27 protein-coding genes and 1 tRNA gene are annotated in these 24503 nt (G+C 69.0%); 12 read left to right on the top strand and 16 right to left on the bottom strand.

All coding sequences use genetic code 11. The features are described from left to right. Positions 1–20 precede the first annotated feature (20 nt). Entirely contained in the window at positions 21–674 is a 654-nt protein-coding gene (locus PSS76_RS02175; RefSeq protein ID WP_064059405.1) for an alpha/beta hydrolase family protein, read from the bottom strand. Between the two features lie 24 nt (positions 675–698). Between PSS76_RS02175 and PSS76_RS02180 the strand changes: the two genes are divergently transcribed. Beyond that, positions 699–2180 carry an SDR family oxidoreductase gene (locus PSS76_RS02180; protein WP_022598419.1) on the top strand — a complete coding sequence of 494 codons (1482 nt, stop codon included), beginning with the start codon at positions 699–701 and terminating at the stop codon, positions 2178–2180. Positions 2181–2289: 109 nt separating this feature from the next. Here the strand turns inward: PSS76_RS02180 and PSS76_RS02185 are convergent, their stop codons facing one another. The 7 genes from PSS76_RS02185 to PSS76_RS02215 all read right to left on the bottom strand — a co-directional run bounded on the left by PSS76_RS02185 (position 2290) and on the right by PSS76_RS02215 (position 9572). After that, positions 2290–2907, bottom strand: coding sequence for a lipocalin family protein (locus PSS76_RS02185; RefSeq protein WP_337455805.1), 618 nt, complete (start codon positions 2905–2907; stop codon positions 2290–2292). An 85-nt stretch (positions 2908–2992) separates the two neighbouring features. Then, positions 2993–3466, bottom strand: a complete 474-nt coding sequence (locus tag PSS76_RS02190) for a 2-isopropylmalate synthase (protein WP_084979344.1) — start codon at positions 3464–3466, stop codon at positions 2993–2995. A 176-nt stretch (positions 3467–3642) separates the two neighbouring features. Continuing rightward, on the bottom strand, positions 3643–4929 hold the full coding sequence (gene aztD, locus PSS76_RS02195) for a zinc metallochaperone AztD (RefSeq protein ID WP_337455806.1): 1287 nt from the start codon (positions 4927–4929) through the stop codon (positions 3643–3645). Positions 4930–5050: 121 nt separating this feature from the next. Further along, positions 5051–5812: a dienelactone hydrolase family protein gene (locus PSS76_RS02200; RefSeq protein WP_337455807.1), complete on the bottom strand. Its 762-nt coding sequence runs from the start codon at positions 5810–5812 to the stop codon at positions 5051–5053. Between the two features lie 148 nt (positions 5813–5960). Then, positions 5961–7496, bottom strand: a complete 1536-nt coding sequence (locus tag PSS76_RS02205) for a flavin-containing monooxygenase (RefSeq protein WP_337455808.1) — start codon at positions 7494–7496, stop codon at positions 5961–5963. Positions 7497–7585: 89 nt separating this feature from the next. Beyond that, entirely contained in the window at positions 7586–8593 is a 1008-nt protein-coding gene (locus PSS76_RS02210) for an NAD(P)H-dependent glycerol-3-phosphate dehydrogenase (protein ID WP_013417514.1), read from the bottom strand. 34 nt (positions 8594–8627) lie between these two features. Next, the gene (locus PSS76_RS02215; RefSeq protein WP_233285089.1) at positions 8628–9572 is read right to left on the bottom strand and encodes an NAD-dependent epimerase/dehydratase family protein; all 945 of its coding nucleotides are present in this window, start codon (positions 9570–9572) and stop codon (positions 8628–8630) included. Between the two features lie 80 nt (positions 9573–9652). On the opposite strand from PSS76_RS02215, the gene PSS76_RS02220 reads away from it, so the two are divergent. Beyond that, positions 9653–10294 (top strand): ScbR family autoregulator-binding transcription factor, encoded by a 642-nt coding sequence (locus tag PSS76_RS02220; RefSeq protein ID WP_013417512.1) that lies wholly within the window; start codon positions 9653–9655, stop codon positions 10292–10294. On the opposite strand, the gene PSS76_RS02225 is transcribed toward PSS76_RS02220, so the two are convergent. Beyond that, positions 10264–11214 carry a ScbA/BarX family gamma-butyrolactone biosynthesis protein gene (locus PSS76_RS02225; RefSeq protein ID WP_044991483.1) on the bottom strand — a complete coding sequence of 317 codons (951 nt, stop codon included), beginning with the start codon at positions 11212–11214 and terminating at the stop codon, positions 10264–10266. The two genes, PSS76_RS02220 and PSS76_RS02225, sit on opposite strands and share 31 nt — an antisense overlap. Positions 11215–11345: 131 nt before the next feature. On the opposite strand from PSS76_RS02225, the gene PSS76_RS02230 reads away from it, so the two are divergent. After that, the gene (locus PSS76_RS02230) at positions 11346–12497 is read left to right on the top strand and encodes an alkaline phosphatase family protein (RefSeq protein ID WP_337455809.1); all 1152 of its coding nucleotides are present in this window, start codon (positions 11346–11348) and stop codon (positions 12495–12497) included. A gap of 84 nt (positions 12498–12581) precedes the next feature. Further along, a complete protein-coding gene (locus PSS76_RS02235) occupies positions 12582–13556 on the top strand; it encodes an alpha/beta hydrolase (RefSeq protein ID WP_081122294.1) in 975 nt (324 codons plus the stop codon). Between the two features lies 1 nt (position 13557). On the opposite strand, the gene PSS76_RS02240 is transcribed toward PSS76_RS02235, so the two are convergent. The 4 genes from PSS76_RS02240 to PSS76_RS02255 form a co-directional block, all read right to left on the bottom strand. Then, positions 13558–14004, bottom strand: coding sequence for an SRPBCC family protein (locus tag PSS76_RS02240; protein ID WP_337455811.1), 447 nt, complete (start codon positions 14002–14004; stop codon positions 13558–13560). A 61-nt stretch (positions 14005–14065) separates the two neighbouring features. Then, complete coding sequence (locus tag PSS76_RS02245) at positions 14066–14710, bottom strand: LON peptidase substrate-binding domain-containing protein (RefSeq protein ID WP_005517000.1); 645 nt, start codon at positions 14708–14710, stop codon at positions 14066–14068. 17 nt (positions 14711–14727) lie between these two features. Then, positions 14728–15201 carry a DUF309 domain-containing protein gene (locus tag PSS76_RS02250; RefSeq protein ID WP_069855439.1) on the bottom strand — a complete coding sequence of 158 codons (474 nt, stop codon included), beginning with the start codon at positions 15199–15201 and terminating at the stop codon, positions 14728–14730. 248 nt (positions 15202–15449) lie between these two features. Then, positions 15450–15526: transfer RNA gene (locus PSS76_RS02255), tRNA-Met, on the bottom strand. 164 nt (positions 15527–15690) lie between these two features. Between PSS76_RS02255 and PSS76_RS02260 the strand changes: the two genes are divergently transcribed. After that, positions 15691–16503 carry a mycofactocin-coupled SDR family oxidoreductase gene (locus PSS76_RS02260; RefSeq protein ID WP_005517002.1) on the top strand — a complete coding sequence of 271 codons (813 nt, stop codon included), beginning with the start codon at positions 15691–15693 and terminating at the stop codon, positions 16501–16503. Positions 16504–16571: 68 nt separating this feature from the next. Here PSS76_RS02260 and hppD read toward each other — a convergent pair whose 3' ends face one another. Beyond that, on the bottom strand, positions 16572–17747 hold the full coding sequence (gene hppD / locus PSS76_RS02265) for a 4-hydroxyphenylpyruvate dioxygenase (protein ID WP_084969083.1): 1176 nt from the start codon (positions 17745–17747) through the stop codon (positions 16572–16574). Between the two features lie 300 nt (positions 17748–18047). Between hppD and PSS76_RS02270 the strand changes: the two genes are divergently transcribed. The 3 genes from PSS76_RS02270 (at position 18048) to PSS76_RS02280 (ending at position 20950) form a co-directional block, all read left to right on the top strand. Next, entirely contained in the window at positions 18048–19508 is a 1461-nt protein-coding gene (locus tag PSS76_RS02270; protein ID WP_084969069.1) for a wax ester/triacylglycerol synthase domain-containing protein, read from the top strand. 100 nt (positions 19509–19608) lie between these two features. Beyond that, complete coding sequence (locus PSS76_RS02275) at positions 19609–20460, top strand: universal stress protein (RefSeq protein WP_013417500.1); 852 nt, start codon at positions 19609–19611, stop codon at positions 20458–20460. Positions 20461–20467: 7 nt separating this feature from the next. Then, complete coding sequence (locus tag PSS76_RS02280) at positions 20468–20950, top strand: Lrp/AsnC family transcriptional regulator (protein WP_013417499.1); 483 nt, start codon at positions 20468–20470, stop codon at positions 20948–20950. Here the strand turns inward: PSS76_RS02280 and PSS76_RS02285 are convergent. Further along, entirely contained in the window at positions 20947–21450 is a 504-nt protein-coding gene (locus PSS76_RS02285) for an SRPBCC family protein (RefSeq protein WP_084969068.1), read from the bottom strand. The genes PSS76_RS02280 and PSS76_RS02285 overlap by 4 nt on opposite strands. A gap of 34 nt (positions 21451–21484) precedes the next feature. Further along, complete coding sequence (locus tag PSS76_RS02290; protein WP_064059394.1) at positions 21485–22090, bottom strand: hypothetical protein; 606 nt, start codon at positions 22088–22090, stop codon at positions 21485–21487. A gap of 57 nt (positions 22091–22147) precedes the next feature. Here PSS76_RS02290 and PSS76_RS02295 point away from each other — a divergent pair, with 57 nt between their 5' ends. From PSS76_RS02295 to PSS76_RS02310, 4 genes are read left to right on the top strand one after another with little or no spacing between them, the layout of a single operon-like run. Continuing rightward, entirely contained in the window at positions 22148–22651 is a 504-nt protein-coding gene (locus tag PSS76_RS02295) for a methylated-DNA--[protein]-cysteine S-methyltransferase (RefSeq protein WP_013417496.1), read from the top strand. 46 nt (positions 22652–22697) lie between these two features. Beyond that, on the top strand, positions 22698–23204 hold the full coding sequence (locus PSS76_RS02300; RefSeq protein ID WP_084969067.1) for an RNA polymerase sigma factor: 507 nt from the start codon (positions 22698–22700) through the stop codon (positions 23202–23204). Continuing rightward, complete coding sequence (locus tag PSS76_RS02305) at positions 23201–23788, top strand: methylated-DNA--[protein]-cysteine S-methyltransferase (protein WP_064059391.1); 588 nt, start codon at positions 23201–23203, stop codon at positions 23786–23788. The genes PSS76_RS02300 and PSS76_RS02305 overlap by 4 nt, the downstream gene beginning before the upstream one ends. After that, positions 23785–24498, top strand: a complete 714-nt coding sequence (locus PSS76_RS02310) for a 2OG-Fe(II) oxygenase (protein WP_013417493.1) — start codon at positions 23785–23787, stop codon at positions 24496–24498. The genes PSS76_RS02305 and PSS76_RS02310 overlap by 4 nt, the downstream gene beginning before the upstream one ends. The last annotated feature ends 5 nt before the right edge of the window (positions 24499–24503 follow it).

The raw sequence follows: 24503 nt of genomic DNA on the forward strand, positions 1-24503 counted from the left end.
GGCTTCCCCGACCCGGGCGGTCAGCCGATGTCGAACAGGTCCACGGCAGCGGCGACCGTCCGCGCGACGACGTCCGCGCGCTCGGGGTCGAGCCCGTGCCGCCCGCCCTCGACGAGCAGCAGGAGATGCGGGGCAGGAATGAGTTCGAGCGCCGCCTGCATCTCGTCGGGGGTGCCGAACGGGTCCCGGTCGCCGTGTACGAACAGCGACGGATTACGCAGATCCGGTAGGTGTTCGGTGCGCTGCTTCTCCGGTTTACCGGGCGAGTGCAGCGGATACGACAGCAGCACAAGCCCGTCCGCGACGTCGGGGCGCTCGGCGGCGAGCATCGTCGACTGGCGTCCGCCGTACGAGTGCCCGGACAGGATCAATGGACCGTCGGCGAGGTCGCGGATCGCGTCGGCCGCGGCGACGATGCCCTCGCGGTCCTCTCCGGCCCGGGACTGGTTCGGCGGGCCCGACGCCCGACGCCGGCGGAACGGCAGGTTGTAGCGCAGTACCAGGAAGCCCCGTTCGGCGAAGCCGATGGCCATGGCCTGCAAGAGTTTTGCGTCGAGGTCGCCGCCCGCGCCGTGCGCGAGGACGAGTTTGCCGACCGCGTCGCCGGCCGGACGGTGCAGGTATCCGTACACGTCGTCGGTGTCGAGGAGGACCGTTTCGTCGAGCGCACTCATGACTGTCGAGGCTACCGTGGAGTGATGTCGCGACTGCGCGTGCTCGTCACCGGGGCCACCGGCTACATCGGTGGGCGCCTGGCTCCCCGTCTGCTCGCCGCCGGACACGATGTTCGGGTGCTGGCGCGTTCTCCCGAGAAGTTGCGGGACATCCCGTGGGCGAAACAGGTGGAGATCGTGCGCGGCGATCTCGCGGACCCCGAGTCGCTGGCCGCCGCGACCGCCGACATGGACGTCGTGTACTTCCTGGTGCACGCCATGGGCGGCTCCGAGGAGTTCGTGGAAGCGGAGCGGCGCGGCGCGTCCAACATGGCGGCGGCCGCGAAGGCGAGCGGCGTCGGACGCATCGTCTACCTGGGTGGATTGCACCCGGAGGACACCGACCTCTCGCCGCACATGCGCTCCCGCGCGCAGGTGGGCCGGATACTCATGGAGTCGGGGGTTCCGACGATGGTGCTGCAGGCCGGCGTCGTCATCGGTTCCGGGTCGGCCTCGTTCGAGATGATCCGGCACCTGACGAACCGGCTACCGGTGATGACGACCCCGAAGTGGGTGAACAACCGGATCCAGCCGATCGCGGTGCGCGACGTCCTGTACTACCTGGTTGCTGCGGCCACGGCACCGCTGCCGCGCAGCCGGACGTTCGACATCGGTGGCCCCGACGTCCTCACGTACGGCGACATGATGAAGGTGTATGCGGAGGAGGCGGGTCTGCGGCGGCGTCGGGTGCTGGTGCTGCCGGTACTGACACCGCGCCTGGCGGGTCTGTGGATCGGACTGGTGACACCCATCCCCAGCTCGCTGGGCCGCGCGCTCATCGAATCGCTGCACAACGACGCCGTCGTCACCGACCGCGACATCGACGACGTCATCCCACCGCCCGAGGAGGGGCTGACGCCGTACCGCCGAGCGGTGCAACTGGCGCTGCGCCGTATCAAGAACGGCGAGGTGGAGACCAATTGGGCCAACGCGTCGCCGGTGGGGGCGCCGTCGGATCCGTTGCCGTCCGATCCCGACTGGGCGGGAGAGGTGGTCTTCACCGATGTCCGCAGCGCCGAGTGCGACGCGGATGCCGACACGTTGTGGCGGGTGCTCGAGAGCATCGGCGGTGAGAACGGTTGGTACTCCTTCCCTCTCGCGTGGGTGATCCGAGGTTGGCTCGACCGGCTGGTGGGCGGCGTCGGACTCACCCGTGGGCGGCGCGACGCGCGACATCTCAACACCGGTGACCCGCTGGACTTCTGGCGGGTGGAGGAGATCGACCGCGGCCACCTGCTGCGGCTGCGGGCCGAAATGCGTACCCCGGGTGGCGCTTGGCTCGAATGGCGGGTGGAGCCGGAGGGGCCGCACCGGTCCCGGCTCGAGCAGCGGGCGATCTTCTTTCCGAAAGGCATTGCGGGCAGGGCCTACTGGTACTCGATCCTGCCGTTCCACGGAATCATCTTCAAGGGCATGCTCGCGAACATCACCGGCGCCGCGGTACGTGAGGCCGCGGCGACCGAATAGGGACTGAGCCACTAAGCCGGAGCGCCCACTCTCAGCCCCGATCCGCGGAATCCCGCATGTAAGAGAAGAGAGTGGGCACTCAGGCCGATGGCGCGAGCCGGGCGAACTGTCAAACCGTGCAGAGCGGGGCGATGTCGGACCGCCCGCCCGTGGTGGGCGAGGTGAGCACCAGGCACGAGTTGTAGCCGCGCGACTCGACGACGCTGCGGATCTGCTGCCAGCCCTCGGCGCTCACCGCGGGCGTGCGCGAGAGCACGAAACCGGAGACGCGCAACGGGTCGCCGACGAATGCCCACGAGTAGTCGTCGGCCAGGTACGTGACGACGTAGTTGGTGGGTCCGTCGGGGGAGTTCTGGAACGGTACCGACGGGAAGCTCACGTGCAGTTGGGCATTGGTGACCGGGTCGTTGACGCGGGCGTTGCCGACGATGCCGTTGGTCCCGCCGTTCCACGTGGTGCACGTGTTGTTCACGCTGACGTTCGACGCGTCGAGCACGCCGTAGGTGGCGCGGGTGTCACGGGCGCAATCCAGGTTGAACGGCTGCGGGACAGCCGCCAGCTGGTACCACGTGCCGGCGTAGCGGGCGACGTCCAGCGACGGGATCGGGGCGAGCGGCTGCCACAGATCGGCGGAACCGGTGGGCTGGGCCGCGGCGGGCGCGGCGGTGGCGACTGCCGCGGCGGCGACAGCGAACAGTCCGGCGGTGAGCTTCCTGGTGGCAGACATGGTGGTCCTTCCGGTTGTGACAGGAGCGGTCACTCGGTATTCGGTGCCGCCCCTGTCGATGGATGGGTCCGGAAGATCAATTTTCTCAGCGATGCAGCAGATTGGCGGCCGCGATGATCGCCTCCCGCGCCGAGGCGTTGCAGTCCTCGGCGATGGCCATCGCCCAGCGGCGCTCGCCGTCGTGCTCGGCGAGGATGAACGTCGCCGTGCCCTCCGACGTGCGCTGCTGGTGGAACGACAGGATCTCGAGCTGGAAACCGGCGTCGAACAGCATCGACGTCAGTGCCGCGATGGGTCCGGTGGCGGTCGCCGAGGCGGACGAGATGCGGTCGCCCAGCCCGAGGGTGGCGGTGAACGTGTGCCGACCGGCGCCGAGGTGCTCCGACGTCCAGCTGCCCAGGCGGACCGGGCCGCCGGTGGGGCTGAAGCGCTGGGCGAACTCGGTCCAGCTCAGACCCTGGGCCTGGGCGCGCAGGTCACGCGGCAGGTGGGTGCCGAAACGCTGGAAGAACGGATCGTTCGAGAACGTGGTGGTGGCGAAAGCCTGTGAGGTGCGCATTTTCGGGGGTCTTCCTGAAGTGAAGGAAGGACCGACAGGTGGATAGCTCAACGACCCGCAGCGAGGGGTCGGTCCGAATCAGACCCCGCTACGGCGGTGAACTACTACCTGGATGCGCTGCATGACCGAGGAGTCTAAGCGCGACTCCCGGGAACACGCAACCCTCCGGGTGAACCTCAGCCGCGCACACCGGTGATCTCGTCGGGGGTGTGCGGAAGCTCGGCAGTAGTGGTGACCTGGCCCTTCTCGTAGTCGACAGCGAGGATCCGGTTGGTGGCCGGATCGGTCACGTACGCGGTGAAACCCTGCACGAACAGCGCAGGCCGGGCCGTCTGCCACTCCGTCGGCTCGGTCCACGGGTCGAGTACCGGGATCGTGCGGATCGTGGCACCGGAGTTCGGGTCCAGTACGTGCAGCGCGCCGTCGGTGCCCAGGACCAGGGCCTCACCGAACGCGCCGCGTCCGAGAGACCGGAACGTGTAGCTGGTGCCGAGGTCCACCAGGCGCAGCTCGCCGGTGACGGTGTTCGTCAGCGACACCCGTGTCGGACGCTCCGGGTCGGCGTCCGGGTCGGATTTGTAGTCGCCGAGCACCACGGCGGACTCCTCCGAGCCGGCCTGGTTGCCGATCCGCCCGTACGGGTCGGGACTGGTGACCTTGGTGATCGCGCCGTCACGGTAGATCAGCAGACCGTCCTGGCAGCCGAACACCACGGTCTCGTCGGCGGCGACGGCCTCGCCGTGCACGCCCGGGCACTCCTCGCTGCGGGCGATCTCGGTGCGGGCGGCGTCGTAGACGACGATGCCGGTGCGGGTCTTCGCGTCGCCGAGCGTGGTGACGAGTCCACCGTCGGCCAGTTCCACGGCGACGCCGTGGTGCGCGACCGGGGTGGTGAACGTCGTGGTCTGTGGCTTGCCGTCGGCGAGGGTGCTCGGGTCGAACGAGTCGACGCGTCCGGTGCCGTCGTCGAACAGGACGGTGCGGCCCGCGTGCCGCACGACGTGGCCGGGCTTGTCCGCGTCGAACGTGACGGCGGTGAGGGCGGGCGCGGCGGTGTAGTGGTGCGCGTGGTCGCCGTGCGCCTCCGACCAAGCTCCGGTGTCGAGCACACGGAAGCCGTCCTCGGTGGAGACGATCACGTGCCGCTCGTCGCCGGCCGGGTTGAGCCGGTTGAACCCCGCCAGCTCGGTTTCGCCCACCAGCGCGAGCGATTCGGCATCGAGTACGAGGATGCCGCCGTCGTAGGTGACGGCCAGTCGAGGTGTCGCGGAGCGAGCCTGCGCGGGTTTGGCGGTGGTGGACTCGGGGCCCACGGCCGCTGCGGCGGTCGCGGTGGTGGTGCCGTCGTCGGTCGCGGTGGTGGTGCCGTCGTCGGTACCCGAGCAGCCCGCCAGCAGGGCCGCGCACGTCGCGACGGACGCGGCGAGGGTGAGGCGTCGGGAGGTGGGGTCGGTGCGAATCATGCCGCAAGGTCTATCGCGTAATGAAAATCATTGTCAAAGGAGAAGATGTGCATTCGTGCATGCAACGGCGTGTGCGGTGGCGGTATCGGCGCCCGGTGGATGGACGCCGATACCGCCTCGGTCAGTCCGGAACCTCGCCGGTGGTTCGGCCGAGGTGGCGGCCGAAGAAGCGGGCCGAACTGTCGCGCTCGTGCTCGGGCACCTGGAAGTACCGGCCGGGGTGGGCGTGCAGGGTCTTCTCGGTGGAGGCGAACGCGTCGAACAGTGCGAGCCCGGACGCGCGGTCGATCTCGTCGTCGTCCCACGGAATCCGGTACTCGACCGGCGCGGTGATCCGTCGGGCCACCTCGACCAGGGCATCGTTCACGAACACCGCACCAATGCTGAGTGCGGCGATCCGGCGGTCGGCTGCCGCGAGCAACAGTCCTGTCGTGACGCCCAACGTCATTCCGCCGTAGCCGATCTGCGCGTCGGCACCGATCTCGGGCAGCGCCTGCAGCGCGTCCAACGTCGCCTGCCATTCGGGTACCGCGCGCTCCGCCACCGACATGTTGTGCTCGACGACGATCGGGGCGAGGGGTTCGCCCGCCGCCCGGGCCCGATGGATCGCGTCCACCCGCCGTTGATCCTCGGCGCTTCGCGGGCGGTCGCCGTGCCCGGGTGCGTCGATGGCGGCGACGGTGAACCCGTGGGCGGCGACGCTGTGCAGTGCGCCGGCCACCAGTCCCGGCGCCCGCTTGTGCATGCCGCCGGAATGACCCGACAGCAGCAGTGGCCCGCCGCCGGCCCCGGATCGGGGCGACCAGAGCACGCCGGTGATCTCGTCCAGTGTGAAAGTGCGTTCGACGACACCGTTCGACGATGTCTCGGAAGTGAAGTGCATGGTGTGGCCTTTCGGGAGTGCCTTGAATTTCGGCGCTCCCGGCGACACCTACGTCAATCGCCCGACCGTGCACACTAGTGGGAGCACCCACATGTTCGTTGCGTACATGGGTCTCACCTCCTGGTGTGAAGTCACGGTCGCGCACACGCTAGCAACGGGCGTCGGAGCGCGTCCAACCGTTTTTCGGCGTCGTCAGGCCGCGAGGCGATTCGGCACGGAGCAGCTGGTAGTCGGCGGGATCGACGACGCGGGTGCGCCGCCGGTAGTCCCAGGACGTCCCCGGCCACAGCGCGTGATTGGACCCGCGGGCGTCGAGGTACCAGCTGGCGCAGCCACCGGTGCTCCACACGCCGCGCGAGAGCCGTTCCCGCAGAGACGAATCGAACGCGTCCTGGGCGGCGGCGCGGACCTCGACGGTGCCCGCGCCACTCTCCTCGGCCAGGCGCATCGCGTCGAGTGCGTGCGCGATCTGCGCCTCGATCATCACGATCACCGAGTTGTGGCCCAGGCCGGTGTTGGGCCCGGACAGGAAGAACGCGTTGGGCATCCCGGACATCGTGACGCCCAGGTGGGTGCGGACGCCGTCCTGCTGCCAGCGTTCGAGCAGGCTGACGCCGCCGCGGCCGACCAGGTTCATGCGGTTCAGCGCGCCGGCGACGCGGAACCCGGTGGCGTACACGATGACGTCGACGTCGTGGCGGGTGCCGTCGGCGGTCTCGATGCCGCTCGGGTGGATCGCGGTGATCGGGTCGGTGACGAGGGTGGTGTTCGGGCGGGCCAGCGTGGGATAGAAGTCGTTGGAGCGCAGTATCCGCTTGCAGCCGATGCGGTAGTCGGGGGTGAGGGCGTCGCGCAGCACCGCGTTGTGCACCTGCTTGCGCAGGTGTGCGAGGGCGCGGTTCTGGGTGCGCTCGAGTAGTCGGGGACGGCCGAGGCCGACACCGAGCGCCTCGCCGCCCCAGTAGGTGGCCGCGCGAAACAGATTGCGCGCCAGCGTGCTCCGTCGGCTCGCCGCGACCGCCGTACGGAACCTCCGGCGCGGCAGGATCCAGGCCGGGGTGCGTTGGAAGACGGTGAGTTCGGCCGCCCGTTCGGCGAGGTGCGGCGCCAGCTGGATCCCGCTGGCGCCGGTGCCGATCAGCGCCACCCGCTTGCCGGTGAGGTCGACGTCGTCGCGCCACGCCGCCGAGTGCATGCTCGCGCCCGCGAACGTCTCGGCGCCGGGAATGCGTGGGATGCGCGGCACGTTGAGAGCGCCCGACGCGACCACCAGGTACTGTGCCACGAACTCACGTCCGCTCTTGTCGAAAACATGCCAGCGGCAGTCGGTCTCGTCCCACTGCGCCCCGGCGACCTCGGTACCGAACTGCAGACGGTCGCGCAGTCCGTGGCGCTCGGTCAGCTCAATGAGGTAGTCCAGGATCTCCGGTTGCCCGGCGTGCGACGACGTCCAATCCGTCTTGGGGGCAAACGAATACGAGTACAGCACCGACGGGATGTCGCACTCGCAGCCCGGGTAGGTGTTCTGCCGCCACGTGCCGCCCACGGCGTCGGCCTGCTCCAGGATCAGGAAGTCGCGTCGGCCGCGGCGCGTGAGTTGCAGGGCCATGCCGAGTCCGGCGAATCCCGCGCCCACGATCAGCACCCGGGTGTGACGAACCGACTCCGACACGCTGCTTCCCATCCGTGAGGTCTCCGCGCAGCGCCTCCCTCACCGCCTGACGTCAGCAGTGTGCAACTTGAACAGTGTTCAAGACAAATCGGTCGAGCGGGTCAGGCCACCTCGTCCTCGCCGCCCGGCTGGACTTTCCGCAGGCCACGGTAGGCGTCCTCGGGGGTCTTGCGTCCGGCGACGACGGCCTCCACCTCGGCGGCGATCGGCATCTCGACGTGGTAGTCGCGGGCCAGTTCCATCACCGTCGGCGCGGTCTTGACGCCCTCCGCCACCTGCCCCAGCTTCTCCACGGCCTCGTCGACGGTGAGCCCGCGGGCGATGGCTTCGCCGACACGCCGGTTGCGCGACGCCGGGCTCATGCACGTGGCGATGAGATCGCCGACGCCGGTGAGTCCGGCGAAGGTGCGCGGGTTGGCGCCCATCGCCTCCCCGAGTCGGGTCATCTCGGCGAGCCCGCGGGCCAGAACCATCGCGCGGGTGTTGTCGCCGACGCCCAGACCGTCGGCCATGCCCGACGCGATCGCCACGATGTTCTTCAGGACGCCGCCCAGCTCGCAGCCGAGGACGTCGGTGTTGCGGTAGACGCGAAACACCTTGGAGGCGAACAACGGTTGCAGCGCCGTGGCGACGTCCTCGTCCTGTGTGGCGACCACCGACGCGGCGGCCAGCCCGTCGGCGATCTCGCGGGCGATGTTGGGGCCGGCGAGGAGCCCGACGGGGTGACCGGGCAGGCACTCGGAGATCACCTCGGTGGGCCGCTGCCGGGTACCCGGTTCGAGGCCTTTCGCGAGCGAGAGCACCGGCACCCACGCGCGCACCTCGTTGGAGATCAGGTTCAGCGTGCTGCGGATCGCGTGCGACGGCACCCCCACCACCAGCACGTCGGCCTCGTTCGCGGCCTCGAGAATGTCGGACGTCGCCCGCAGGCTCTCCGGCAGCTCGTGCTCGCCGAGGTAACGCGAATTGCGGTGTTCGGTGTTGATCTCGTCGGCCGTCTCGGGGTTACGCGACCACAGCAACGTGGGCGTGTTGTGGGCCGCGAGTTTGGCGACCGTGGTGCCCCAGGATCCGGAGCCGAGAACGACGACGCGGACGGGTCGGGCCATCAGTGATCACCTCGTACTGGGACGTTCCGGGGACTCATGGCTTCAGGTTGGCACTGCGGGTGGTGTCGCGTGGGCGAATCGGCAACTCCGAGGTGGCCCGAAGGGTGGGTCGCTCGCAACGCCGCCGCAGTTTCGTCCCGTCGATCGTGTGGTCGCGCCCGACGAGGTCGACGTGCCGATCGGTGAGGCCTGCCGCACCGGCGCCGGCGAGCGCCGCCGGGAACGAACAATTGGTGGTGGGTAGGCCGTCGGTGGCCGTGCGAGTCGCAATGTCGAACACCGACATCGGTTCCGGTGACGCGGCATGGAACAGTGCGCCCCGGTCGGCGTCCGAACTGGTGAGAGCGAGACGGGCGATCAGTTCGCCGAGTTCGTCGACGGAGATGACCGAGAGGAGTGCGGCGCCGTCGTCGATCCAGGCCCCCATGCGGGCGAGAATGTGTCGAAGCCCCGGAAGGAACCAGCGATCACCCTCGCCGTGGACGAATCCGGGTCGGACGACGATGCCGCCCTGGGCGCGGACCATCCGGTCGGCTGCCGCTCGGGTGGCACTGAGCACGGTGACCGGATTCGGCTCGCGGGTGTCCTCGACGACGTCCCGAAACGGACCCGCTCCGTAGACGCCGATGGTGCTGAGGGTGACGACGACATCGATCGACCGGGCCTCGGCTGCCGCGAGCAGATTCCGGGTGCCCTCGTAGTTGATTCGCCGGCACAGGGTCTCGTCCGGACCGGTGTAGCTCGCGGCGTGGACGATGGCGTCGACACCGTCGAGCGCCGAGTGCAAAGTGGACGGAACGCCTATGTCGGACAGGACATATCGGACACCTGGGATCGGTGACTCCGGCATTCGCCGCACTGCTGCGGTGACTTCGCCGTCAGACGCGGCAAGTGCCCGTAGAGTGGCACCGCCGATGAAACCGGACGCACCGACCAGGGCGATGTGGGGACGGTGTCCGCCCGTTTCGTCGCGTGGCATCACCGGGCGGCGCCGGAGGGAGCGGCGAGCGCAGCAGTGGTGCGTCCGATGGGGAGGCGAAGCGAGAGGGGATCGGCACAGTGCTCAAGCAGGAGAGGGCTTTCGAGACGAGGAACGAGATCATCTGGGCCGCAGCCACTCGGTTCGACGAGACCGGTTACGAACGAGCCAGCCTCACCGAGATCGTCGAACTGACGGGCTTCACCAAGGGCGCGTTGTACTTCCACTTCAAATCGAAGGACGATCTGGCCGTCGCGATCATCGAGGAACAGCATGCGATCTCGATGAACGCGGTGGCCGCGATCCGCGCGACCGAGGCTCCGGCGCTCGAGCAGTTGGTGATGCTCGCGTACGAGATGGGGCGGCAGATCGTCGAGGACCCCGTGGTGCGGGCCGGTATCCGCCTGACGTTGGAGATGAGTGCGGCGGCCGGACCGACGGCGCCGTACCTGGACTGGATCGACGGTCTCCGTGAGGTGTTCCAGGCCGCGATCGAAGAGGGCGACATCGCCGACACCGTCGATTCCGCGGAGCTCGCGCGGTACTTCGTCTCGGCTTTCACCGGCGTCCAGATGGTGTCGAACGTGCTCACGGGCCGCGCGGATCTCGATGCGCGACTCGATCAGATGGTGTCGTTCGTGCTGGCCTCGGTGGTCGCACCCCGCCGGCGTCACAAGATCGACCGGTACGTTCATACCCGGTGGAGCCCGACGAACGCGTGAGCCGGTTCGACGGTCGGCAGAGGCACCGCCAGGCGGATGGTGCCCGACGCCTTGATCTCGCCCCACTGCGAGAACTCGACGTCGACACAGCCGTCCTCTCCGGGCCGGAGTTCGGTGGTCACCGTTGTCGGTTCGTCCAACTCCAGGAACCGACGGAACCGCAGTTCGAGCGATTCCACATCGGCGCACGACCATCCGAGCCGTAGGCGCGCGCTCTGGCGGGCCGCCTCCAGCACCACGACGCCCGGAACGTGGTCGGAGGGATGGTCGAACAGCACCGGATGCGTCGGATCCACCCGCAGCAGCCAGCGACCGATGTCGCCCGACGGATGGACACCGAGCACGACCGCGCGGTCGTCGGGAACACATACGGCGGACTGCAGCACCGGAAGCGGCTGCGGGATGCGCCCCACCGTCGGGGCCCGGTCACTGCTCCACCGGATGCGGGCGTAGTCGTCCGGGGTGAGGACACCGGCAACGGCCATGCCGTGTCCCGCCGGCGTGTCGTCGACGAGGAAGTCCACGTCGACACTGAACGCCGACAGGCGGCTGCCCCGCCGCGCGTGCTCGGTGACCTGGGCGTTCATGACGACCTCCGCCGCCGACGACCCGATGGTCAACCGGTCGAGGTGTGCCTCGATGCGCATCGTCTGCATCGTGAAGAGGTGCCCCAGGGGTACGGCGTAGTGCATGTGTCCGAGATAGATGGCGCACTGGCGAACGGTCTCGCCGAGCAGCATCGTGTCGTAGCGGTCGGTGCACGTTCGGTAGAAGGCGTGTTGTCGCGGCCATTGGGCGCCCAGCCGAAACCGGCCGGCCTCCCCGACGGGGATACCGTCCGTCAGGTAGACCTCGGACACGGATTGACGATGTACGAACCGTCGCGGCACCGTCGATTCAAAGCTCAACGCCTGCACCATCTCACGGACAGTAGCGGGGGAAATCGCCTGGCATGAGCGATTTGGGCCGAAATTTTCGTACCTCGATCCACGGATGATCCGCCTAGAGTCGGAGGGGTACGAAGCGAACCCGATCTTCGAGACGATAGCGAGTGCCGGTGGCGAACGACCTACCTCTGCGCGACGTGTACGCCGAGCCCACACTCGCCGACGTCCTACCGTCGGTGCTGTCCTCGCTGGGCGCGCCCGGCGAGGCGAACCAGCTGGACATACCCGAGTCCGATCGGACCGTGGTTCTGCTGATCGACGGTCTCGGCTGGAATCTACTGCGCCGCAACCTCGATGCCGCTCCGTTCCTCAACGGCATCGAGGGGCGACCGATCCGGGCCGGATTCCCCACCACCACCGCGACGAGCCTGGCGTCGTTCGGCACCGGACTGCCGTCGGGCCGGCACGGCATCACCGGTTACGTCTCGGACGTCGCGGAGGCGGGTGGACCGTTCAACTGGCTGCGCTGGCAGCGGGTCGGCGACCACCGCGACCTGCTCGCGCAGGTGATGCCGGAGCGGATCCAGCCGTCCCCCACAGTTTTCGAGCGCGCCACGGCAGCCGACGTGATCGCGACGACAGTTCTGCCCCGCGAGTTCGCCGGCAGCGGACTCACCCGTGCCGCCCTGCGCGGCGGCCGCTTCGTCGGCACCGTCGCGTACGGCGACCTGTTGCACTCGACGGTGCACGCCGCGACGGCGGGAGAGCGGACCCTGGTCTACTGCTACCTGAGTCAGATCGACACCCTCGGCCACGTGTACGGACCCGGCAGCGACCCGTGGGTGGCGCAGCTGACGATCGTCGACCGGTTCGTCGAGGACCTCGTCGCGCACCTGGGTCCCGACGTCAACCTGCTGGTGACCGCCGACCACGGCATGGTGTCGGTCGACCCGCCGCACCGCGTCGACTTCGACAAGGAACCCGCGCTGTCGAGCGGGGTGGTCGCCCTCACCGGCGAAGCCCGCTGCCGGTACGTGCACACCGAACCCGGGCGTGCCGCGGGCGTCCTGAGCCGGTGGCGGGAGCTGCTCGGCTCGCGGGCCTGGGTGGGTACCCGCGACGACGTCGCCGCCGCCGGGCTGCTGGGGCCGAACCCGACCCCGGCCGCGCTGCGCCGGGTGGGTGACGTCGTGATGATCGCCCACGGCGCCACTGCCGTGGTCCGCAGCGAGGCCGAGCCGCGGATGTCGATGCTGGCGGGCCAGCACGGTGCACTCACCGACGACGAACTCCTGATCCCGCTGCTGCAGGTCTGATGTCCGTGCGGGTTCCGGCGCCGGACTCTAGGGTGGCGGGCGGGGTGGACCTGACCACCCGCGGGGACGACGACTGGGGGCACGATGCGTACGCGCGAGACGACGATCATCCGGCACTGGAAGGTGAGCTGGCGGGCGTGGCTGGTGTTCTGGATCGCGCGCATCTTCGTCAAACCGCTCTTCGCGGCGTGGCCCACCACCGACCGGGGCATCGCGGCTCTCGGGCACCTGGAGAAGGTCGTCGACCGGTTACCCAAGCCCAAGGGCGTCACGATCGAGCCGATGACGCTCCGCGGGGTGCCGAGTGAACTGATCAGCCATCACCGGAAGGCTGCCGACTCGCTCGCGGGTGCGACCGTCCTGTACTTCCACGGCGGCGGATTCGTCTTCTGCGGCTTGGCAACTCATCGCAGCCTGTGTGCGGTACTCGCGGCCCGAGCAGGCGTCCCGGTGATCTCCGTCGAGTATCGGCAGTTGCCGTACGGCGGGATCGGCACGTCCATCCACGACGCGATGGCCGCGTACACCGATCTGCTCGGCAGAGCCGAGGATCCCACGAAGATCATCCTCGCGGGCGACTCGGCGGGTGGCTACCTGGCGATGAAGGTGGCCGAACTGGCCGCGACCCGCGGCATGGTGACCCCCGCCGCCGTGATCGGGTACTCGCCGCTGCTCAACCTGGCGCTCGAGAAGCACGACCCCGACTACATGCGCCGCGACGCCTACCTGCCGATGAGCCAGGTCGAGGCGCTCAAGGACCGGTGGGCCGGCGGTCCGGAACCGATCGCCGGGGCCGATTCGCCCATCGAGGCCGATCCGCGGGTGTACCCGCCGGTGTTCTTCAGCGTCGCCCAGTACGAGCTGATGCGCCCCGACGTGGAGGCGATGACGGGGATGCTCGAGGACGTCGGACAGGCCGTCGAGACGCACGTGTGGAGTGGCCAGATCCACGCCTACCCGGTGATGGGCACAGTGCTGAAGGAGGCCACCATGACGATCGCGTTCAGCCTCGACTTCGCCCGCCGCGCACTGGGTTACCGCGGCCGGCACTCCGCCTGATCTACAGGCCCAGCGACTCGATCTGCTTGCGCAGGTTCGTCTCGGTCTGCTTGATCGCGGTGGTGACGAACGGCTCGACCAGCCTGCCCAGGGCCTTGCCGGCCAGCCCGCCCGGCAGTTCGTAGCCGAAGTCGACGGACAACTCGGTGCGGTCGTCGCCGACCGGGGTGAACATCCAACTGGACCGGTTGCCGAATCCGGAGACCGAGGACAACGTGATGAGCCGATCCCGCTCCCACTCGGTGACCTCGACCGTCGACTTCAGCGCCTTGGGGCCGAGCTGCATCGTCGCGTCGTACGTGGCGCCCAGACCTTGGTCGAGGTCGCCGATCGGGACGAATCGGCTGATGCCGAACATCCAGTCGGGCACGTTCCGATAGTCGTCGATGTGCGCGAACGCCAGATCGACGGGAACGACGGCAACGGCCTTGTGTCGAACGTGGATCATGTGTTTCCTCCCCTGAATTCCCCGGAGGTCGGACGCTAGTGCATCCGACGGCCCACTCCGGTCACCGCCGCCCCGAGAGTCGGAACTCGGCGATCTCGCGGGCGTTGTCGATCGCGTCCGTCAGCGCCCGGTGCCGGTCGTCGGCGGTCTGGGCGGACAGCACCGCGTACTTGTCCGCTGCCCCCATCGGTACCCAGGAGGCGAGCGCGTACAGGTGGTCGCCGGGCCGCTCGAGCACGTCGAACAGGCGCGGAGGGGCTGGCGGCGGATCGTCGCGCAGCTCCCGGATCCGGGTCAGCAGGATGTACAGCTCGGTGATCTTGTCGGTGAGGTGCTGGAGCTGGTCGTCCGACACGCGACTCGACGCCTCCACCGGCCATGGCTCGATCTCGGCGCGCGGATACGGGTCGTCGCCGAGCCATCGCACGATCCGGATGCGCTCCTCGCCGACGCAGTCCAACGCGTACCTGCCGTCGCCGATGCCGACGTGGGAGACGATCCGCACCGCGGTGCCGACGTCGTTGCGGACGTCACCACCGCCCACCTCGTGGCCACGCGCGATGAGCACAGTGCCGAAGACGGGACCCTCGGTGGCAGTGAGACAGTCGCGGACGAGCGCCTGGAACCGGGGCTCGAACACGTGCAGCGGGAGCCGTTCCCCGGGCAGCAGTGCGGCGCCGAGGGGGAACATCGGCAGAACGGTCATTTGACCAGGATGAGTCATCAGGGCATCCGGAGTCGGGGAACCGGGATCGTGTCGGGTTGCGTGTCTCGATCGAGTTCGACGATGAGGTGATCGGCCCACGTGACCAGGCCGGTGATGTCGAGCGCGTGCGGCGGGTCGTCCTCGAACGGGACGATGCGGTGTCGGCCCTGCCTGAGCAGGGAGACGGCGCCGGCCGGGTTGCCGCGCATCTGATGGGTTACCGCCACCGCGAGCTGGGCCAGGCCCTGCCATAGTCCGCGCTCCTCGTGCGGCGCCTTCTTCCAGGCGGACTCGAGCACCTCGTGCGCATGGAACGGCAGGTCGTGATCGAGCAGGCGCTGCGCCTCGGTGATCGCCTCGCCGGGATCGAGGTCCAGGTCGTCGGGCATCGTCGGAAACCCTTCCTCGCCCCACTCGAGCGGGCGCCCCAGACGATCCCGGGGCCGGGCGTTGCGCGGCTTACCGAGGGTGTCCCGATCGCGGTCGGCCATAGAAGCAATCTAGCCGCCGACAGGGGTACCGGGGGAGGGGCAGCTTCGGGTTGCCCGGAATCGTCTCGGGTCGGGCGGTGGAGTGCCGGCGCGCCGAGGCCGCGGCGCCACACCCTTTCTGTCGGCAACACACACCGATTCGGCGTGCATTTCGTGTGTGTTGTTCCGAAAACCGGTGTGACGCCAGCGGCGGCGTCGTGGACAAAAGAAAAGACCCGGTATCGCTGGTGCGATACCGGGTCTTTCATTGGTAGCGGGGACAGGATTTGAACCTGCGACCTCTGGGTTATGAGCCCAGCGAGCTACCGAGCTGCTCCACCCCGCGTCGGTATGTTCAGCCTACACGACGTTTCGGGGTGCCTCGACCACCCGGCGGCTCGGGGGCCGAGTCGGCTGTGGTCCCGGTCACCGGAAAGCGCCCCGAACGGGGCTCAATCACTGCCTTAATCTGCGGAGATACTGCACGACGAGGGATCCGGAGGGATTCGCATGGCACTGCTCGAGAACAAGGTTGCCTTCATCACAGGCGCGGCACGCGGACAGGGGCGCAACCACGCGGTGCGCTTCGCGCGCGAAGGCGCGGACATCATCGCGCTCGACATCTGCGCGTCCGTGTCCGACGACGTCGGCTACCCGGCGGCCACGCCCGAGGATCTCGAGGAGACCGCCCGCCTGGTGCGCGCCGAGGGCCGCGAGATCGTCACCGCGATCGGCGACGTCCGCGACCAGTCCGACCTGCAGGCCGCCGTCGACGCCGGTGTGGAGCGATTCGGCCGTCTCGACATCGTGGTCGCGAACGCCGGCATCTCGACGTGGAACCGCTTCTGGGAGATGCCCGAGGAGCAGTGGACCACGATGATCGACATCAACCTCAACGGCGTGTGGCGCACCCTGAAGGCTGCGGTTCCCGCGATGATCGACGGCGGTCGCGGCGGCTCGATCATCGTCGTCAGCTCGGCGGCCGGCATCAAGGCCAGCCCCGGGACGTCGAACTACACGTCCGCCAAGCACGGCCTGGTGGGTCTGACGAAGACTGCGGCGATCGAGTTGGGCGAGTTCGGTATTCGCGTCAACTCCATCCACCCGGGAGCGGTGGACACCCCGATGGGCCAGGACGCCAACGTCGGCAAGATCCTGGCGCAGTACCCGCGCTACATCGACAACTACAAGTGGCCGCTCGCCGGGCTCAGCAAGTGCAGCGTCGACGACGTCTCCGAGGTCGTGCTGTACCTGGCCAGCGACCGCTCGCGCACCGTCACGGGTTCGCAGATGTCGCTGGACCTGGGCATTACGTCGATCTAGGCGGCTGCGCCACCCGTGCGCCTTTCTGGTGGGCCCAGCTACCAAAAAGGCGCACGGGCGCGAAGCGCCTACAGGTTGCCGCGCCGCTCCTGCTCACGTTCGATCGCGAGGAACAGGGCCTGGAAATTGCCCTTGCCGAACCCGAGCGAGCCGTGCCGCTCTATGAGTTCGAAGAACACCGTCGGACGGTCGCCGATGGGTTTGGTGAAGATCTGCAGCAGATACCCGTCCTCGTCGCGGTCGACGAGGATCCCGCGGCGCTGGAGTTCCCCGATCGGGACACGTACCTCGCCGATCCGTGCCCGCAGCGCCGGATCCTCGTAGTACGACGCCGGTGTCGGCAGGAACTCGACGCCCGCCGCCGACAGCCGGTCCACGGCGCCCAGGATGTCCGACGTCGCGAGCGCCAGGTGCTGCGATCCGGGGCCGCGATAGAACTCGAGGAACTCGTCGATCTGCGACCGCTTGCGTCCCACCGCGGGCTCGTTGAGCGGAATCTTGATGCGGTGGTTGCCGTTCGCGACGACCTTGCTCATCAGCGCCGAGTACTCGGTGGCGATGTCGTCGCCCACGAATTCGGCCAGATCGGTGAACCCCATGACGCGGTGGTAAAAGTCCACCCACTCGTTCATCCTGCCCAGTTCGACGTTGCCGACCACGTGGTCGAGCGCCTGGATCACCTGCGGCGCATCGCTCGGCGTGCCGGTGCGCGCGACGTATCCGGGCAGGTACGGGCCGGTGTAGCGGGAGCGGTCGACGAGCGTGTGCTGGGTCTCGCCGTATGCCGCGATGCTCGCGGTGCGGACGGTGCCGTGCTCGTCGGAGATGTCGTGCGGTTCGACGAGGATCCGCGCGCCCTGGCTGCGGGCGTGCGCGATGCAGCGGTCGACGTCGGTGACCTCGAGCGAGACGTCGTAGACGCCGTCGCCGTGCCGGAAGTGGTGGTCGTGCAGGGGGCTGGACGGGTCGACGCCGCCGGTGAGCACGAATCTGACTCCGCCGCTGCGTAATACGAAGGCGCGGTGATCGCGGTTGCCGCTCTCGGGACCCGAGTACGCCTCGAGCTCCATCCCGAACACCGCTCGGTAGTAGGCGGCAGCCTGCGTCGCGTTGCCCACCACCCACACGATGGCGTCCCAGCCGACCACGGGGAACGGATCGGCGGACGGGTCGTGTTCGACGAGTCCGAGCAGTTGGCGCAGAGCGGCGTCGTCGAGGTGGGCCAGTGACTGGTCGACGGTCATGAGCGGACCTCCCGTGGACGGGTACAGGTCGATCACACCGCGCCCACCCACGGGAGGCAACATCGACCGGTTCCGTTGGTCAGGGTGGACAATCTGTACCGGTCGAAGGCTGATCGGGTGTGCAGATTGCGCAGCGCCGTGCGCACCGGTCCGGGCGCAGGTGCGACCCGACACACGAGACGTCGACACGTATCGAAGGTGCCAAGGCCCATCCGTGCGACTGCCAGATATTCGCGAAAAGTCCCCCACCGAGGATATGTGCAAGTTAGCTTCCTTTGATACGGCCACGAAGGGGTGTTTATGGGGTTCGCCGACTGGCTCACGGCGGGGACGCGACGGATTTCGAGCAAGGATGCCGAATTCATCTACGGTGAGAACGACGGCCACCTCGGGCATTTCGTCGTCGTTTACGTCTTCGACACGACGCAGCATCCGGATGCCGAATTCACCCAGGAACGCGCGATCGAATGGGTCCGAGCACGACTGGGTCACCACCACATGTTCACGCACCACATCCGGCGGACGCCGCTGGGCCTGGATCATCCGAACTGGATTCCGGACCCCGACATCGACCTGAGTGCCCACGTGCATGTCACCGCGATCGACGAACCCGGCTGGGCGCCCCTCGAAGCGCACTTCTCCGAGTTATTGTGCACACGTATGGATCTCAGCCGTCCGCCGTGGGAACTGCACTTCTTCACCGGTGTCAGCGACATCGTCGACCAGCCCGGCCGGCTCGCGGCAGTGGCACTCAAGGCGCACCACAGCGTCGGCGACGGGTTGGGGGTACTGCAGACGGTGGAGAAGGTGTTCTCGAACGCGACGGCTCCGTCGATCGCCGTCCGCCCGGGGCGCTCCCTCCGGGCGCGACTGGTTGCCCGATCGGTGTCGGAATTCCCCGGTCAGGTGATCCGGTTCGCCAAGAGCATCCCCGGTAACCGTGCCGCCGATCGCGCCCTGAAGGAAGCAGAGGCGTCCGGTGCCTGGTCGGTGCAATCCGAGCAGCCGGGCATTCGCTTCAACGGCAAGGTGAGCGGATCGGGCGCCATGGTGCCCATCACGCTGTCCACGGAATCGCTTCGGCGGATCCGGGGAGCCGTCCCGGGTGCAACCGTGAACGATGCGCTGCTCGCCGTCGTCGGTAATGCTCTCGCGGGCTATCTCGCGGAGAAGGGGGAACCGCACCGGGGTTCGATCGTAGCGATGGTCCCGCGCTCGATGCGCAAACTGGAGGAGTGGGAGTCGGGGAACCAGCTGGCGATCATGAACGTCGACACTCATACCGACACGACAGATCTGCTCGAGCGGGTGGCGCGCGTCGCGGAGTCGTCGAAGTCCGAGAAGACCCGCACCTCCCACGTTGCCGTTCGTCGGTCGGCGGCGGTGATCGATTCCCTGCCCCCGCTCATGATGCGGATGTTCATGTACGTGCGCAGGAATGCCACGAACTTCGACCCCCAGCGCCCCCGCCACCGGCACACCATGATCAGCAACGTGGCCTTCGGCGTGGCGAGCCTGACGCTCGAGGGCGCGCCGTCCGTGGCGGTGTTCGGTGGACAGCCCCCAGTGGACGGGGACGGTCTGCGTCACTTCCTCGCCGCCGCTGCCGGTGGCGACGTGACGCTGACCGTGATGGCGGATCGGGCGATGATGCCCGACACGGACCGATACATCGAGCTGATCCGCGCGAGTCTTGCCGAGTTCGAGGAGGCGGCCGCAGCCCGGACGAATCAGGATCCCTCGGACGAAATGGCGTCCTGAACGTATCCACGATCACCGTTCCAAGCTCACGCCACCGGCCGGGTTTCGCCGTTAGTCTGATACCGAACGTGCACACCACACGAGCCGATCGGAGTGGACGATGTCACCAGCGAACGAGACCAGGCCGGTGATCGTGGGCGTCGACGGATCCGACGCCGCGATCCACGCCGTCCGGTGGGCGGCCGTCGAGGCCCACGCCCGCAAGGTGCCGCTGAAACTGGTGCACGTCATCGACACCGAGAACGACTTCCCGTTCGTCGCCGACGACCTCGAGGAAGAAGAGGCGGCCGGTCGGGAGGCTCTCAAGGCTGCGCGGGAGGCTGCCACGATCGAGGACTACACCATCGACATCGAGGTGGAACTGCTTCGCGGCCGGGTCAATCGGGCATTCGTCGACCTGTCGGAGAAGGCGAGCTTGCTGGTGGTCGGGTCGGTGGGCGCCGGTTTCTTCGAACGCATGGTCCTGGGGTCGACCGCCCTCTCGCTCGCACATCACGCCAAGTGCACGGTTGCGGTGGTGCGCGGCGCCGACGGCAGCCCCGTCCCGCCCACGTCCGGTCCCGTCGTCGCGGGCGTCGACCATTCCGACAGCGCCGACATCGTCGTCGGTACCGCGATGCAGGAGGCGTCGATCCGGCATGCCGAGATGACGGCCGTGCACGCGCGTCGTCGGCGCGGCACGCAGGAGGCCGACGAGGAGGCCCGCGGCCGCATCGATCGGCTGATCGCGACCCTGGGCGCCAAGTTCCCGTCGGTGCAGGTCGAAACCGTGATCGCGGAGGCGGGCCCCACCAAGCACCTGGTCGCCCTCAGTGCCACCGCCCGCTCGATCGTCGTCGGTAGCCGCGGCCGCGGCGGCTTCGAGAGCGCACTCCTGGGCTCCACGTGCCAGTCGCTGCTGTACCACGCGCAATGCCCGGTGATCGTCGCCCGCTCCCGCGTCACACCGTGACATCGCCATGGACCGGGGCGGGCATCGACTGGACGCGCTCGACGTCGACCTGATCGCCCGCCTGCGCGACGAGCCGCGGATCGGGATCCTGGAACTGTCCCGGCGGGCCGGGGTGGCCCGCGCCACCGTGCAGGCGCGGTTGCGTCGGCTCGAGGAGGCCGGGATCGTCACCGGCTACGGGCCCGAGATCGATTTGCACACAGCCGGTTACCCGGTGCAGGCGTTCGTGACCCTGGAGATCGCGCAGGGCTCGCTCGGACAGTTGACGAAGGAACTCGAGGAGTTTCCCGAGGTGGTCCAGGCGTGGGCCACCACGGGCGTCGGCGACGTCCTGTGCCGGGTTGCGACCGCGTCGCACGACGACCTGCAGACCCTGCTGATCGCACTGCACCACTCGTCGACCGTTGCGCGGTCGATGTCGGTGGTGGTGCTGTCGGAGATCGTGCCGTTCCGGACGCTGCCGTTGCTCGCGAAGTCGGTCGAGCGCTAACCGAGATTCGCGGCCAGGTCCCGGTAGTAGCCGGACTGGGAGGGGAAGTAGTTCGCGAAGTCCGGCAGGGGCGTCCTGTTACGCGCCGCGACGAGCATGTCCAGGTAGTACTCCCAGCCGGGCCCGATCTCGCTGACGGCCTCGTCGGGGACGCCGACGTGGGTGAGCGTCAACTCGGTGGTGCCGTCGGCCTCACGCAGGTCGACGGCCAGTCGCCACGCCCCGGCGTCGTCGCTGGTGGACAGCGCCAGGTGTCGCGGCGGCTCGCACGCGTCGATACGCATCTCGCTGGGCGGACCCTCCTCCTCGAACGCCATCTGCACGCGGATCGTGTTGCCGGCTCCGGGTTCTCCCTCCCACGGGCCGAACCATGCTGCGGTGCGGTCGGATTCGGTGATGCTCGCCCAGACGTCGGCGATCGGGGCGTCGAACGTGCGGGTGAGACGCAGGTCGACGCCGCCGGGCGTGCGGACGAGCGCGCCGTGCGGTTGCGGTTCCATCGGCTCTGCCTTTCGTTGTGGGGCAGGGTTCGGCCTACTCGCCTTCGCCCAGCTTGTCCTCCCCGCGACGGCGGAAGAAGCCGAACCCGGGAACCCCGATGATCGCCTGCCGCACGTCCTTGACCACCTCGAGCAGCTCGTGGATCTCCGGGGACACGGTGTCGAGCGTCGCGAGGATCGGCATGAGCGCCGCCATCCGGTCGGTCAGCTCGGGAAGCTGGTCGAGCAGCCGGACCGCGGCGTGCACCTCGTCCTCGCTGATCTCGTCGACGAACTGCGTCGCCAGCGGCGCGGCCGTCAGCGCCAGCGGTCGGTAGATCTCGAGTAGTTGGTCGGCGACGGCTGCGGACCGCGAGGCCGACGCCACCACCACTTCCGTCTCGCCCGCGACCACCGCAGTGCGATCGACCAGCGCGGCGCACGCGGCGATCACCGTGTCGGCCGCGGCGACCGCGCGGGCCGCGCCGTCGACCACGCCGGACACCTGCCGCACCAGGCCCTCGGCCTCGTCGAGCAGCGCCGACACCCGGGTGGGCAGGCCGGCGACGAAGACGGCCGTGTCCACGGACCATTGCAGGGACGACTGCGCCGCCTTCTGGACCGTCGAGACGAGTTGGAGCGGGTTGGGGAGAAGCGGCATTCTGCAATCCTGCCCGAACTTCCCGGACTGTCGGTGGTTGCTGGGAGGATCGGAGCTGTGGATGCCGAACACACCGTCGTCGATTCGCCCGTCGGGCCGCTGACGCTGGTCCGCAATCCCGAGGGTCTGTGCGGGCTGTACATGCACCTTCAGCGGCACTTGCCGGACGGTGCGCGGTTCGGTCCGCGCACCGACACCGGCTTCGACGACGTCACCTCGCAGCTCACCGAGTACTTCGCCGGGGAGCGCACCGAGTTCACGGTGCCGCTCGCACCGCGCGGTACCGAGTTCCAGCAGCGGGTGTGGGCCGCGCTGCGAACCATCCCGTACGGCGAGACCTGGTCGTATCTGCAGCTCGCGGAGCATCTGGGCAACGTCGCCGCGATCCGCGCCGTCGCCGCCGCCAACGGCCGGAACCCGATCGGCATCATCGTCCCGTGTCACCGCGTGGTCGGCAGCAACGGCGCGCTCACCGGCTACGCCGGCGGGCTGGGACGCAAGCAGTTCCTGCTGGATCTGGAGAGCCCGGCCGCCGTGGGAATCCAGGATGGACTGTTCTGACGCGGATCGAACCTCACGTTCCGGCGCACCGGAGCGTCTACCCGGTGTGGGACTTAAACCGTTCGAGAACATCGTCACCGAGCACGGGCCGGTGGTACTGCGGGTGTGCCGGGCACTGCTCGGGCCCGTCGACTCCGACGACGCGTGGTCCGAGACGTTCCTGGCGGCGCTGCGGGCGTACCCCGACCTGCCGCCCGGCGCGAACGTCGAGGCGTGGCTGGTGACCATCGCGCACCGCAAGGCCGTCGACGTGTACCGCGTCCGACAACGCACGCCGGTCCCCACCGACGACCTGCCCGACCGGGCGTCGGCGCGGGATCTGCCCGGCGCGTGGAACCACGAACTGTGGGACGCCCTGGCCGATCTGCCGTTCACGCAGCGCGCCGCCGTCGTCTACCACCACCTGGCCGGACTTCCGTATGCGGAGGTCGCGGCGATCCTCGGCAACAGCACCGATGCGGCCCGCCGCGCCGCCGCCGACGGCATCGCCCGGCTTCGCCGCACCTACCCGGCCGCCACCGAACCACTCGCTCAGGAAGGAGCCGTCCGATGAGCGTCATCCCCACCCCGAGCGTGGACCCCTCGGATCTGAGCCGCCTGCACGCCCGACTCGTTACCGCCGCGGACCGCGACGGGTTGCTCGACCTCGCCTACCGGTCCGTCGACACCCCCGTCGGACGGCTGCTGCTCGTCGCCACCGACGTCGGGCTGGTCCGGGTGGCCTACCCACGGGAGGACCACGACGTAGTGCTCGCGATGCTGGCTCGGCAGGTGAGCCCGCGCATCCTGGAGGCTCCGGGACGGCTCGACGCCGCGGCCCGGCAACTCGACGAGTACTTCGCGCACCGGCGCACCCGCTTCGACGTCCCGCTGGATCTGCGCCTGTCGAGCGGTTTCCGGCGCACCGTCCTCACCCGCCTGCCCGACATCGCGTACGGCCGCACCGCCAGCTACGCGCAGGTGGCCGAGGCCGCCGGCAGCCCGCGCGCGGTCCGGGCGGTCGGATCGGCCTGCGCCACCAACCCGCTGCCGCTGTTCGTGCCGTGCCACCGGGTGGTGCGCAGCGATGGCAGCATGGGCCAGTACGCGGGTGGCGTCGACACGAAGCGTGCGCTGCTGACGTTGGAGGCGGCGTGAGCGCGCTCGCGGACCGCGTCGACGCCCTCGACTGGACGCCGCTGCTCGACGAGCTCGACCGGTTCGGCGGCGCCCAGAGCGCCCGTCCGCTCCTCGATCCCGGCGAATGCCGGGAGTTGGCGGAGCTTTTCGACGACGACGCGCTGTTCCGGTCGACGGTCGACATGGCGCGGCACCGCTACGGCGCCGGCCGGTACCGGTACTTCGACTACCCGTTGCCGCCGACGATCGCCGAGATGCGGGCCCGGTTCTACGTGAAACTTCTGCCGGTCGCGCGGGAGTGGGCATGGCGGCTGGGCCGGCGGGCGCCGTGGCCCGACACCCTCGACGAGTGGCTCACCATGTGTCACGCGGCGGGGCAGCGCCGGCCCACCCCGCTGATCCTGCGCTACGGTCCGGACGACTGGAACGCGCTGCATCGGGACCTCTACGGCGAGCTGGTGTTTCCGCTGCAGGTGGTGATCGGACTCGACGCGCCCGGCGTGGACCACGAGGGCGGCGAGTTCCTGCTGGTCGAGCAGCGCGCCCGCGCCCAGTCCCGCGGCACCGCCACCGTGCTGCGGCAGGGGCACGCGTTCGTCTTCACCACCAACGACCGCCCGGTGCAGTCGGTGCGCGGCTGGTCCGCGGCCCCGATGCGGCACGGGGTCAGCACCGTCCGCGGCGGCGTCCGGCGCACGCTCGGACTGGTACTGCATGATGCGGAGTGAATCGG

This window comes from Prescottella sp. D32, from assembly GCF_037287305.1.
GTDB classification, from domain to species: domain Bacteria; phylum Actinomycetota; class Actinomycetes; order Mycobacteriales; family Mycobacteriaceae; genus Prescottella; species Prescottella equi.